We start from the raw sequence: 12,573 nt of genomic DNA on the forward strand, positions 1-12,573 counted from the left end.
TGCAACAATCCTCCCGGATTCAATAGGGAAACAGCATGGATACGCTCCAAAACATGCGTGTGTTCGCCCGCGTGGTCGATGCGGGCAGCTTCACGGCGGCGGCGCAGCAGCTCAATTCGACGACCGCGTATGCGTCGCGCGCGGTGTCCGATCTCGAGGCGCATCTGCGCACGCGCCTTTTGAACCGGACGACGCGGCGCATCGCGCTCACGGAGGCGGGCGAGCGCTATCTGCAGCGCTGCGAGCAGATCCTCGCGTACGTCGAGCAGGCGGAGGCCGAGGCGAGCGACGCGCACGCGCGCCCGTCCGGCAAGCTGAAGGTGCACTGCATGACGAGCCTCGGCCAGCACTACACGGTGCCCGCAGTGTCGCGCTACCGGAAACGCTATCCGGAAGTCCAGGTCGACCTGACGCTCGCGCAGCGGCTGCCGGACCTGCTCGACGAAGGCTTCGACGTGTCGCTCGTCGTCGGCCGCGAGCTGCCCGATTCGGGGCTCGTGTCGCAGCGGCTCGGCGAGACGTTCAGCGTCGTCTGCGCGTCGCGCGGCTACATCGAGGCGCACGGCGCGCCGCAGCGGCCGCAGGATCTCGCGAGCCACGTGTGCCTCGGGATGGTCGCGCCGGGCCTGTACTGGGACGAATGGAAGCTGATGGGGCCGCACGGCGAGGAGAGCGTGACGCTCGCGCCGCCGCCGTTTCGCGTGAACGTCGCGGAAGCGCTCGCGGCCGGCATCCGCGAGGGAATGGGGATCGGCGTGCTGCCGCTCTATTCGGCGATCGCCGGGCTGCGCAACGGCGACTTCGTGCGCGTGATGCCCGAATACCGGTCGCACGTGATGAACATCTACGCGCTCTATGCGTCGCGCCAGTATCTCGACGCGAAGATCCGCACATGGGTGGATTTCCTGCGCGACGAGCTGCCGTCGATCCTCGAAGCCGACGAAGCGGCGCTCGAGCGCTTCACCGTGCAGACCTGATGCGCGCGCGGCGAGCGACGGAATTGACGCATTTTGACGCTATCGCAACACTTTCTTACGCTCAGGCCGTGCCGGGTTTGCTACTGTCTTCCCATGCAATCGCTTGATGCAATCGACGGATCGGGGAGCAATCGATGAATACGCCTCTGCTGCTGGGTTTCGGCGCGCTCGCGCTGTTCGGCGCAATCGGAATCGCCGCGTCGCGCGAGCTGCTGCGCGCGATCGACGCGCAACAGCGCCGCGCGCCGGTGCCGGTGCGCGTGCGCACGCACCGGCCGCATCGGGACGGCCGCCGCACCGTGCTCTGAACGCTGCGGACGCGGTACTCCGCTCCACTCGCTTCGTCGCGCGCTCGCGTCACGCGAGCGTGACGACCTTGCCCCATTCGAACGACGGATTTTCCCGCTCGCCGGTGCGCCGCCGAATGTAGCCGTGCGGATTGCAGACGACGCGCGTGCCTTCCGCCGTCGCGTAGTCGAACGACGTGTGCGTGTGCCCGTGAATCCAGAGCGAGACGGGCGGCCGCACGAGCGCGCTCAGGTCGCTGATGAAGCCGGCCGACGCGAGATCGTCGGCGTAGCGCGCGGCGAGGCTCGCGCGAAGCGGCGCGTGGTGCGTGACGACGATCGTCGCGCCCGGCCACGGTTTCGCGAGCTCGCGCTCGAGCCAGGCGCGGGCGGTGCGATGCAGCGCGAGCGCGTCGCGCGGCGCGAAGTTGCGCGGACCCGGGCCGGACGCCGTGGCGGCGGGCGCGTTCGCGTCGGCCGCCGGTTCTTCCGTCGATTCGCCGCCGGCGTCGCCCGGCCAGTCCACCTGGATCAAGCCCTTGAAATCGAGCATCACGCGCTCGCACGCGGCGATCGAATGCGAGAGCGCCGCCGCGTCGCTGCCGAACAGCTCGAAGTCGCTCCAGAGCGTCGTGCCGAGCACGCGAAAACGCCCGGCCGGATCGACGTAGACGTCGTTGTTCAGGTAATGGACGTGGTCGAGCGCGGCGGCGGCGTCGCGCATCGCGGCTTCGAGCGCGCCGAACTCGCCGTCGTAGTACTCGTGATTGCCGGGCACGTAGACGACGGGCACGGCCGGATCGAACGTCTGCGCCGCCCAGCGCAAGCCCTCCGCATGATTGTGGATGTCGCCCGCGAGCACGACGAGATCCGCCTGCGCGTGCGGGATCGCATCGGGCTCGTTGCATTCGAGATGCAGGTCGGACAGCACGCGAATCCTCACGGGCGGCTCCTCCTCCTTCATGTCTCGGTCATCGGCGTCAGTGCAGCACCTTGCCGGGGTTCATCAGGTTGAGCGGATCGAGCGCCGTCTTCAGCGCGCGCATCAGCCCGATTTCGACGGCGGCCTTGTAGCGCTGCGCATCGTCGATTTTCAACTGGCCGATGCCGTGCTCGGCGCTGATCGTGCCGCGATGCTTGTGGACGCTGTCGTAGACGATCCGGTTGATGGGCGCCTGGTGCGCGGCGAGGAACGCCTTCGGATCGCCGCCTTCGGGCATCTGCACGTTGTAGTGCAGGTTGCCGTCGCCGAGATGCCCGAACGTCACCATCCGCGCGCCGGGCGCGGCCGCCTGGATCGCCGCGTCGGTCTCGTCGATGAAGTGCGCGATCGACGAGATCGGCACCGCGATGTCGTGCTTGATGTTGAGCCCTTCGTCCGCCTGCGCGAGCGGGATGTGCTCGCGCAGCTCCCAGAACGCGCGCGACTGCGCGAGGTTCCCGGCGACGACCGCATCGACGACGAGCCCCGCCTCGAACGCTTCCTCCATCATCTTTTCGAAGAGCGCGCGCGCGTGCGCCTCGCTTTCGTTGTCCGACAATTCGAGCAGCACGGTCTGCGCGTGCGCGGCGTCGAACGGGTAGCGCAATTGCGGATAGTGCTTGCCGACGAGCTTCATGCAGAAATCCGACATCAGCTCGAAGCCGGTCAGCAGCGGGCCGGCCGCGCGCTGCGCGAGCGCGAGGAAATCGAGCGCCGCGTGCGGCGATTCGAGCGCGGCGAGCGCCGTGACCTTCGCGGCGGGACGCGGATGCAGCTTCATGACCGCGGCCGTGATGATGCCGAGCGTGCCTTCGGCGCCGATGAAGAGGTCGCGCAGGTCGTAGCCGGTGTTGTCCTTGCGCAGCCCGCGCAGGCCGTCCCAGATCTCGCCTTGCGGCGTGACGACCTCGAGCCCGAGACACAGCTCGCGCGCATTGCCGTAGCGCAGCACCGCGGTGCCGCCAGCGTTCGTCGCGAGATTGCCGCCGATCGTGCAACTGCCTTCGGCGGCGAGGCTGAGCGGGAAGAGCCGGTCGGCTTCCAGCGCGCGCGCCTGCACATCGGCGAGGATCACGCCCGCCTCGACGGTGATCGTGTTGTTGTGCGGATCGAGCGCGCGCACGCGGTTCAGGCGCGCGAGGCTCAGCACCGCCTGCGCGCCGCTCGCGTCGGGCGTCGCGCCGCCCGCGAGGCCCGTGTTGCCGCCTTGCGGCACGAGCGCGACGCGATGCTCGAGCGCGAGCTTCACGAGCACCGCGACCTCTTCGGTGTTCGCGGGCCTGAGCACGGCGCACGCGGCGCCCTGGTAGCGGCGGCGCCAGTCGGTCAGGAACGGGGCGGTATCGTGGGGATCGGTCAGCACGTGGTCGGCGCCGATCGCTTGGCGGCACGCGTCGACGAAAGCGGAAGAGGAGGTCATGGCGTTCGTTCGGAGGTCAGGCAATCGAAATAATCAGGAGCGGGAGCGCTCGGATGCGCTCGCGCGGTCTTGCGGGTGCTTTGTCGCCTGCTTCGCCGCTTGTTTCGCCGCTTGTTTCGCGGCGCGCTTGTACGGCGCGACATAGGCGAGCGCGGCGCAGAAGAAGCCGAGCGCGAGCGCGGCCTCGATCCAGCCGAGCCGCGCGGACGGCCCGCCGTCCGTCATGCCGCGCACGATGCCTTCTGCAAGATAAATCAAAATCAGCATCGACGCCCACTGCAGCGTGTACACGCTGCGCCGCCATACGCCGGGCAGCGCGAGCGCGAGCGGCACGGCCTTCAGGATCAGCGCGGAGCCGCCCGGCCGCAGCGGCGCGAGCCAGGTCTCCCAAGCGGCGCACAGCGCGATCAGCGCGACGAGGCAAAGCGCGGCCGCGCGCGCGGCGAGCGGCTTCGCGGCAACGGGTGCGCTCATGCGGATGCGGCGCCGAGCAGCGACGCGGTGTGCGCGAGCCGCGCGCCGAGCGCGTGCGCGAGCATCTTCTCGTCGGCGGAAATGCGCTCGTGCGCGGCGTCGGCCGTGCGCGCGAAGTGCGACGCGCCGTATGGCGTGCCGCCCGTCTGCGTGACGGACAGCGCGGTCTCGGTATAAGGAATGCCGACGATCAGCATGCCGTGGTGCAGCAGCGGCAGCATCATCGACAGCAACGTCGACTCCTGGCCGCCGTGCAGGCTGCCCGTCGACGTGAACACGCACGCGGGCTTGCCGGCGAGCGCACCCGACAGCCATTGCGGCGTCGTGCCGTCGAGGAAGTACTTGAGCGGCGCGGCCATGTTGCCGAAGCGGGTGGGCGAGCCGAGCGCGAGCCCCGCGCATTCGTCGAGGTCGCGCGGCTCCGCGTACGGCGGGCCGTCGTCGGGGATGTCGGGCTGCGTCGCCTCGCAGACGGTGGACACGGGCGGCACCGTGCGGATGCGCGCCTGCATGCCGGGCACGCTGTCGACGCCCGCCGCGATCGCGAGCGCGAGTTCGCGCGTCGCGCCGTGGCGGCTGTAGTAGAGCACGAGGATGTCTTTCATAGGCTTCTTGAGTGAGCGGCTATTATAGGGGCTGAAGCCGCCGCGAAGCGTCGCGGCTCGGCCCGTCGCGCCGCGACGCGCGCGCGGCGCGCGCAGCAAAAGGAGAAAGCCGTTGCCGAAGTTGAGCGTCGATCTCGACACCATCAAGCGCCTCGCGCGCTTCGCCGCGAAGCGCAGCGCGGAAGACCGCATCCCGCAGGTCGCGGGCAGCCTCACGTTCACGACGATGCTCGCGCTCGTGCCGCTCGTGACGGTCGCCTTCGCGCTTTTCACCGCGTTCCCGATGTTCGCTTCGTTCCAGAACTCGCTGCAGGGTTTTCTCGCCGATCACCTGATGCCCGCGCAGTTCAACAGCCAGATCTTCAAGTACCTGAACCAGTTCGCGTCGAAGGCGAAGGGACTGACCACGGCGGGCCTCATCGTGCTCGTCGTCACCGCGGTGATGATGATGATGACGATCGAATCCGCGTTCAACCTGATCTGGCGCGTGCGCAAGCCGCGCCCGTTCGCGCAGCGCGTGCTCGCGTACTGGGCGCTCATCACGCTCGGGCCGCTGCTGTTCGGCGTGAGCCTGTCGATTTCGTCATATCTGTTCACGAAATCGCTCGCGTTCACCGGGTCGACGAGCATGCCGCCGATCTTCGAATGGCTGCTCGCGGCCGCATCGCTGCCGCTCACAGTGCTCGCGTTCACGCTGCTCTACGTGTATCTGCCGAACTGCACGGTTGCGTGGCGCGACGCGGTGGTGGGCGGCGTGTGCGCGGCGGTCGCGTTCGAGCTCGCAAAGCGCGGCTTTGGCTATTACGTGCGGCGCATTCCGACCTATACGGCGGTGTACGGCGCGTTCGCGACCGTGCCGATGTTCCTGCTGTGGCTGTATTTGAGCTGGTTCGTCACGCTCGCGGGCGCGATGATCGCGTCGGCGCTGCCGGCGATCCGGGTCGGGCAGTTCCACAGGATCCACTATCCGGGCAGCGACCTGCTCGATTCGCTCGAACTGCTCGCGCGGCTCGCCGACGCGCAGCAGGCGGGCAAGCCGGGCCATACGGCCGCGCGGCTCGCGCTGATGGCGCGCTGCGACATGGAGACCGCGCAGCGGCTCCTGTCGACGCTCGAGGAGCGCGAATGGGTCGCGCGGCTGCAAAGCGGCAGCGACGCCGCGCCGCGCTACGTGATGCTAGCGAACCCGGAGCGCCTGACGGTCGCGAATCTGTTCGACGTGCTCGTGATCGACCGCTCGGAGCTCGTCTACCAGGCGCAGCGCGGCAAGACCGAGGTCGACTGCGCGGCGCTCCTCGACGCGTTCGTGAGCGAGAAGCTCGATCTGTCGCTCGCGGAGCTGATCGCGCGCGGCAGGAAGCGCACGTCGCGCGGCGCGCAGGACGCGGCGCGTTCGACGTCCGCGCTGCCGCCGCGCACCGCGTGACGCGAGGCCGAGGCGGACGAGGGCCGTGCCGTCACGGCGTTACGCGCGAGAGGGGCGCGGGCCTTGCCTGCGGCGCTCATTCTGCGCCCCGCCCGAGCGGGTCAGATCGAAATCTTGCCGGTGCAGATGTCCTTGAACATCACCCAGTCGCCCATCAGGCTGTAGATCGGGTGCCGGAACGTTGCGGGCCGGTTCTTCTCGAAGAAGAAGTGCCCGGTCCACGCGAAGCCGTAGCCGCAGGCGACGGCGGCGGGCAGCCACCACCAGAGGCCGGTGGCGAGCGCCATCGCGATGCAGCCGATCACGCCGAGCGAGCCGACGAAATGCAGCCGCCGCGACACGAGGTTGCGGTGCTCTTCCAGATAGAATGGGTAGAACTCGGCGAAGCTCGCGAAATGCTCGGTGTGCGCGGAATGTGCCATGACAGTCTCCTTGGCGCCGGCGGCGGCCGCGCGGCGCGTCACGCCCTTCATTGTGCGGCGGGCCGCCGCCCGCCGCAACCGCGGCAGCCGCCGTCACCGCAGGCCGCCGCGCGCTTTCCTTTTGCGGGGCTTTCCGTTAGGATCGAAAGCCGATTATGCACAGGTTGCAATAGGGGACAACGATGCGCGTCAGCGATATTCTGAAAGTCAAAGGCAATACGCTGTTCACCGTGACGCCCGATACGCCACTGCGCAGTGCGGTCGACACGATGGCGGAACACGACATCGGCTCGCTCGTCGTGATGGAGTACGGCGATCTCGTCGGGATCCTGACGTTCCGCGAGATCATCCTGCGCCTGACGGCGAACGGCGGCAGCATCGGCGATGTGCTCGTGCGCACCGTGATGGATGAGCCGCTCACGTGCACGCCGGAGACCGACATCGACGAAGTGCGCCGGATGATGCTCGAGCGGCACGCGCGCTACATGCCGGTGCTCGACAAGAAGGTGCTGATGGGCGTCATTTCGTTCTACGACGTCGCGAAGACGGTCGTCGAGGCGCAAAGCTTCGAGAACCGGATGCTGAAGGCGTACATCCGAGACTGGCCGGAACCCGACAGCGAAGAACGCAAGCCGCTCGCAAGCTGAGCCCGCGCGCGGCTGCGCGCACGCCGCCGGGCGTGCCGCGTCCGCCCCGGCGCTCTCCGTCAACTCTTCCTTCGCCTGCGTGCGCGATCGTGCCGACGCGACACGCGGGCGCACTCACGCATGAGCGACCCATCCATTACGTCGACCTCGCGGCGCGAGAAGCGCCACGCCCATCCGTCGCAGTTCGATCTGCTGCGCGAGCGCCGCTTCGCGCCGTTCTTCGCGACGCAGTTCATGGGCGCGCTGAACGACAACGTCTTCAAGATCGGCTTCACGTCTCTCGTCACCTACCAGACGGCGAAATTCAGCGGCGTCGATCCGAAGACGGCGGCGTTCCTGATCTCGGCGATCTTCATCCTGCCATTCGTGCTGTTCTCGGCGACGGCCGGACAGATCGCCGACAAGTACGACAAGGCGCGCCTCACGCGCTTCGTGAAGAGCTTCGAGATCGCGCTGATGGCGGTCGGCGCGGCGGGCTTCGTCACGCACGGCGCGCCGCTGCTCTATCTGTGCACGTTCATGATGGGCATGCACTCGACCCTCTTCGGGCCCGTCAAGTATTCGTACCTGCCGCAGCATCTGAACGACCATGAGCTCGTCGGCGGCAACGGGCTCGTCGAGATGGGCACGTTCGTCGCGATCCTGATCGGCACGATCGTCGGTGGCGCGGCGGCGGGCATCTCGGGGCGCGGCGAGCTGCTGCTCGCCGTCTGCTGCGTCGGCATCGCGCTCGTCGGGCGCGTCGCCGCGGCGGGCGTGCCGGCGACGCCCGCGCCGCAGCCGAATCTCGCGATCAACTGGAATCCGTTTTCCGAGACGCGGCGCAACCTGAAGCTCGCGCGCGAGAACCGGACGGTGTTCCTGAGCCTCCTCGGCATTTCGTGGCTGTGGTTCGTCGGCGCGACGTTCCTCACGTCGTTCTTCGGTTTCGCGAAGGACGTGCTGTCGGCGAATCCGGACGTCGTTACCGTGCTGCTCGCGACGTTCTCGTTCGGCATCGGCCTCGGGTCGCTGCTGTGCGAGCGGCTGTCGCGGCGGCGCGTCGAGATCGGGCTCGTGCCGCTCGGCTCGCTCGGCATCAGCGCATTCGCGATCGAGCTGTACTTCGCGAGCCACGCGCTGCCCGCGCAGACGCATCTGCTGACGGTCGGCGAATTCCTCGGCCATGCGGCGCACTGGCGGATCCTTGCCGACCTGTTCCTGCTCGCGATGTTCGGCGGCTTCTACAGCGTGCCGCTCTACGCCCTGATCCAGAGCCGCAGCGCGCCCACGCACCGCGCGCGGATCATCGCCGCGAACAACATCCTGAACGCGCTCTTCATGATCGTGTCGGCGCTGATGGCGATGCTGCTCACGAAGACGGGCGTCAGCATTCCGGGGATCTTCCTCGTGACGGCGCTGCTGAACGCCGTCGTCGCGACGTACATCTACTCGCTCGTGCCCGAGTTCCTGCTGCGCTTCATCGCATGGGCGCTCGTGCACACGCTCTACCGGGTCCGCCTCGTGCACGCGGAGCGGATTCCGGACGAGGGCGCGGCGCTCCTCGTCTGCAACCACGTGAGCTATGTCGATGCGCTCGTGCTCGCGGCGGCGAGCCCGCGGCCGATCCGCTTCGTGATGGATCATCGGATCTTCAACACGCGCTTCGCGAGCTGGGCGTTCCGCCACGCGAAGGCGATCCCGATCGCGCCGCGCCACGAAGATCCCGAGATGCTCGCGCGCGCGTACGACGCGTGCGAGGCCGCGCTGCGCGAAGGCGAGCTCGTCTGCATCTTCCCGGAAGGCAAGCTGACGAAGACGGGCGACGTCAACACGTTCCATCACGGCGTCACCGAGATCCTCACGCGCGCAAGCGTGCCCGTCGTGCCGATGGCGCTGCGCGGACTGTGGGGCAGCGTGTTCTCACGGCACGAGGATGCGCGCTGGCCGCGCCCCGTGAAGCGCGGCGTGATGAGCCGCCTGACGCTCGCGGTCGGCGAGCCGATCCCGGCCGTGGCGGCGACGCCGGAGGCGCTGCAGGCCGTCGTCACCGAGCTGCGCGGCGCGCGCAAGTAGGCGGCTCGGGCAGAGTGGCGCGCTCCGACCCTGCGGCATCGGACGGAGCATGGGGCGGCCCGCTTGCCGGCGAGCTGGATCTGCGCCGATCGTCTCGCGCGCCGCATCGCCGCATCGCCCGAAACGGGCTGGCATAATATCGGTTTCCCCCGACTGACTTCTCTTTTGGACGGCCCTATGTCCGGCAACACCCTCGGCACGCTTTTCACTGTCACGACCTTCGGCGAATCGCACGGCCCCGCGATCGGCTGCGTGATCGACGGCTGCCCGCCGGGCATGGCGCTCACGGAGGCGGACGTCCAGCTCGAGCTCGACCGCCGCAAGCCCGGCACGTCGCGCCACGTCACGCAGCGTCAGGAGCCCGACCAGGTCGAGATCCTGTCCGGCGTGTTCGAGGGCGTGACGACGGGCGCGCCGATCGCGCTCCTGATCCGCAACACCGATCAGCGCAGCAAGGACTACGGCAACATTGCCGAAACCTTCCGTCCGGGCCACGCCGACTACACGTACTGGCAGAAGTACGGCGTGCGCGACTATCGCGGCGGCGGCCGGTCGTCGGCGCGGCTGACGGCGCCCGTCGTGGGCGCCGGCGCGATCGCGAAGAAGTGGCTGCGCGAGCGCTTCGGCGTCGAGGTGCGCGGCTACATGAGCGCGCTCGGCGAAATCGAAATTCCGTTCGTCGACTGGTCGCACGTGCGCGAGAACCCGTTCTTCGCGCCGAACGCCGACATCGTGCCGCAGCTCGAGGGCTACATGGACGCGCTGCGCAAGGACGGCGATTCGATCGGCGCGCGGATCGACGTCGTCGCGTCGGGCGTGCCGGTCGGCTGGGGCGAGCCGCTCTTCGACCGTCTCGATGCGGACATCGCGCACGCGATGATGGGGATCAACGCGGTGAAGGGCGTCGAGATCGGCGCGGGCTTCGCCAGCGTCGCGCAGCGCGGTTCGGTGCACGGCGACGAGCTGACGCCGGACGGCTTCGTCGGCAACCACGCGGGCGGCGTGCTCGGCGGCATCTCGACGGGGCAGGACATCATGGTGTCGATCGCGATCAAGCCGACGTCGAGCATCCGCACTCCGCGCCGCTCGATCACGACGGCGGGCGCGCCCGCCGTCGTCGAAACGTTCGGCCGTCACGACCCATGCGTCGGGATTCGCGCGACGCCGATCGCCGAATCGATGCTCGCGCTCGTCCTGATCGATCACGCGTTGCGGCATCGCGCGCAGTGCGGCGACGTGTCGACCGCGACGCCGAAGATCGCCGCGCGCGCGCCGGGAGCGGAATGAGCCCTGCCTGAGGGCGTCGCGCGGCCGATACTCAGGCGGGCGCGACGCGCCGAAATCGAAACGGGATCGAAACGGAAACGGGCGCCGAGGCGCCCGTTTCGCTTTGTCGCGCGGCAGTGCGTCGCGCGGCGCGACCGGTCCGCGCGATGCGCGGATGCCCGGTCACATGTTCGGATAGTTCGGCCCGCCGCCGCCTTCCGGCGTGACCCACACGATGTTCTGGGTCGGGTCCTTGATGTCGCAGGTCTTGCAGTGCACGCAGTTCTGCGCGTTGATCACGAGGCGGTCGCTGCCGTCGTCGTTCTTCACGAACTCGTAGACGGCGGCTGGGCAGAAGCGCGCTTCCGGCCCCGCATACGTGCGCAGATTGACGTTCACCGGCACGCTCGCGTCCTTCAGCGTCAGGTGCGCGGGCTGGTTCTCCTCGTGGTTCGTGTTCGAGATGAACACCGACGACAGACGGTCGAACGTCAGCTTGCCGTCCGGCTTCGGATAGTCGATGGGCTGGCACTGTGACGCGGGCTTCAGCATCTCGTGGTCGCCGTGCTGATGATGCAGCGTCCACGGCACGTTGCCGTTCATCAGCTTCTGCTCGACGCCGACCATCAGCGTGCCGAGATACAGCCCCTTGCTCATCCACTGCTTGAAGTTGCGCGCGCGGTAGAGCTCGGTGTGCAGCCACGACGTCTTGAACGCGTCCGGGTACGCGGTCAGCTCGTCGGCCTGGCGGCCCGCCTGCACCGCGTCGAACGCGGCTTCGGCGGCGAGCATGCCGGTCTTGATCGCCGCATGGCTGCCTTTGATCCGCGACGCATTCAGGAAGCCCGCGTCGTCGCCGACGAGCGCGCCGCCCGGGAACACGGTCTTCGGCAGCGACAGCAGGCCGCCCGCCGCGATCGCGCGCGCGCCGTACGACACGCGCTTGCCGCCTTCGAGGAACGGCCGGATCGCCGGATGCGTCTTGTAGCGCTGGAACTCCTCGAACGGCGACAGGTACGGGTTCGAGTACGCGAGGCCGACGACGAAGCCGACGACGACCTGGTTGTTGTCCATGTGATACAGGAACGAGCCGCCGTACGTGTCCGACGACAGCGGCCAGCCGGCCGTGTGGATCACGAGGCCCGGCTTGTGCTTGACGGGATCGATCTCCCACAGCTCCTTGATGCCGATCCCGTACGTCTGCGGATCGCTGTTCGCAGCGAGCTTGAACTTGTCCATCAACTGGCGGCCGAGGTGGCCGCGCGCGCCTTCGCAGAAGAGCGTGTACTTCGCGTGCAACTCCATGCCGAGCTGAAAGTTCTCGGTCGGCTCGCCGTCGCGGCCGATGCCCATGTTGCCCGTCGCGACGCCCTTGACCGAGCCGTCGTCGTTGTAGAGGATTTCGGCGGCCGGGAAGCCGGGGAAGATCTCGACGCCCAGGGCTTCCGCCTGCTGGCCGAGCCAGCGCGTGACGTTGCCGAGGCTGATCACGTAGTTGCCGTGGTTCTTGAAGTTGTCCGGCAGCGCCCAGTTCGGCACCTGGAACGCGCTCTTCTCGGTCAGGAACAGGAAGCGGTCTTCGGTGACGCCGACGGTAAGCGGCGCTCCCTTTTCCTTCCAGTCGGGGAACAGTTCGGTGATCGCGCGCGGGTCCATCACGGCGCCCGACAGGATGTGCGCGCCGATCTCCGAGCCCTTCTCGAGCACGCAGACGCCGATTTCCGTGCCTTTCTCGGCGGCGAGCTGCTTGAGCCGGATGGCCGCCGACAGGCCTGCAGGGCCGCCGCCGACGATCACGACATCGTATTCCATCGATTCGCGCGGGCCGTATTGCTCGATGAGGCTTGCGGGGGTCATGGACGCTCCTCTAACCATTAGAATGCTTATATTCGGGACCGTATTGTCGGCGAAATAAAACGCTTGCCGCAACTGCGGGACCCTAGATTAGCACGATCGTTCTATTTTTGGGATTGGGTCGCACGCGGGAACGGTTCATACTGGTGCGGCATGTT

Annotated in this window: 12 protein-coding genes; 6 read left to right on the forward strand and 6 right to left on the reverse strand. The window is 68.2% G+C overall.

What is annotated here, in order from left to right:
• Nucleotides 1-35: 35 nt before the first annotated feature.
• Both WS92_RS18325 and WS92_RS35895 read left to right on the forward strand, forming a co-directional pair.
• A complete protein-coding gene (locus WS92_RS18325; RefSeq protein WP_009912680.1) occupies nt 36-977 on the forward strand; it encodes a LysR family transcriptional regulator in 942 nt (313 codons plus the stop codon).
• A gap of 134 nt (nt 978-1,111) precedes the next feature.
• Nucleotides 1,112-1,285, forward strand: a complete 174-nt coding sequence (locus WS92_RS35895) for a hypothetical protein (protein ID WP_009912679.1) — start codon at nt 1,112-1,114, stop codon at nt 1,283-1,285.
• Nucleotides 1,286-1,334: 49 nt separating this feature from the next.
• Here the strand turns inward: WS92_RS35895 and WS92_RS18335 are convergent, their stop codons facing one another.
• From WS92_RS18335 to wrbA, 4 genes are read right to left on the reverse strand one after another with little or no spacing between them, the layout of a single operon-like run.
• Entirely contained in the window at nt 1,335-2,207 is an 873-nt protein-coding gene (locus WS92_RS18335) for a metallophosphoesterase (protein ID WP_059929750.1), read from the reverse strand.
• 37 nt (nt 2,208-2,244) lie between these two features.
• Nucleotides 2,245-3,666, reverse strand: coding sequence for an FAD-binding oxidoreductase (locus WS92_RS18340; RefSeq protein ID WP_059929712.1), 1,422 nt, complete (start codon nt 3,664-3,666; stop codon nt 2,245-2,247).
• Between the two features lie 33 nt (nt 3,667-3,699).
• Nucleotides 3,700-4,140, reverse strand: coding sequence for a DUF2069 domain-containing protein (locus tag WS92_RS18345; RefSeq protein WP_006026492.1), 441 nt, complete (start codon nt 4,138-4,140; stop codon nt 3,700-3,702).
• Complete coding sequence (gene wrbA / locus WS92_RS18350) at nt 4,137-4,745, reverse strand: NAD(P)H:quinone oxidoreductase (RefSeq protein ID WP_006026493.1); 609 nt, start codon at nt 4,743-4,745, stop codon at nt 4,137-4,139. Before wrbA ends, WS92_RS18345 begins: the two co-directional genes overlap by 4 nt.
• 112 nt (nt 4,746-4,857) lie before the next feature.
• Between wrbA and WS92_RS18355 the strand changes: the two genes are divergently transcribed.
• Nucleotides 4,858-6,171, forward strand: a complete 1,314-nt coding sequence (locus WS92_RS18355; protein WP_006026494.1) for a YihY family inner membrane protein — start codon at nt 4,858-4,860, stop codon at nt 6,169-6,171.
• A gap of 101 nt (nt 6,172-6,272) precedes the next feature.
• Here WS92_RS18355 and WS92_RS18360 read toward each other — a convergent pair whose 3' ends face one another.
• Nucleotides 6,273-6,593 (reverse strand): Mpo1-like protein, encoded by a 321-nt coding sequence (locus tag WS92_RS18360; protein WP_015601899.1) that lies wholly within the window; start codon nt 6,591-6,593, stop codon nt 6,273-6,275.
• Between the two features lie 182 nt (nt 6,594-6,775).
• On the opposite strand from WS92_RS18360, the gene WS92_RS18365 reads away from it, so the two are divergent.
• From WS92_RS18365 to aroC, 3 genes are all read left to right on the forward strand, one after another.
• Nucleotides 6,776-7,240, forward strand: a complete 465-nt coding sequence (locus WS92_RS18365; protein ID WP_015602134.1) for a CBS domain-containing protein — start codon at nt 6,776-6,778, stop codon at nt 7,238-7,240.
• 120 nt (nt 7,241-7,360) lie between these two features.
• Complete coding sequence (locus tag WS92_RS18370) at nt 7,361-9,295, forward strand: MFS transporter (RefSeq protein ID WP_006026497.1); 1,935 nt, start codon at nt 7,361-7,363, stop codon at nt 9,293-9,295.
• 177 nt (nt 9,296-9,472) lie between these two features.
• Entirely contained in the window at nt 9,473-10,582 is a 1,110-nt protein-coding gene (gene aroC / locus WS92_RS18375; RefSeq protein ID WP_059929710.1) for a chorismate synthase, read from the forward strand.
• 162 nt (nt 10,583-10,744) lie between these two features.
• Here the strand turns inward: aroC and WS92_RS18380 are convergent, their stop codons facing one another.
• Nucleotides 10,745-12,418 carry an electron transfer flavoprotein-ubiquinone oxidoreductase gene (locus WS92_RS18380; RefSeq protein ID WP_059929708.1) on the reverse strand — a complete coding sequence of 558 codons (1,674 nt, stop codon included), beginning with the start codon at nt 12,416-12,418 and terminating at the stop codon, nt 10,745-10,747.
• Nucleotides 12,419-12,573 lie beyond the last annotated feature (155 nt).

The sequence above is a fragment of the Burkholderia sp. MSMB1588 genome (genome assembly GCF_001546925.1).
GTDB lineage: Bacteria > Pseudomonadota > Gammaproteobacteria > Burkholderiales > Burkholderiaceae > Burkholderia > Burkholderia humptydooensis.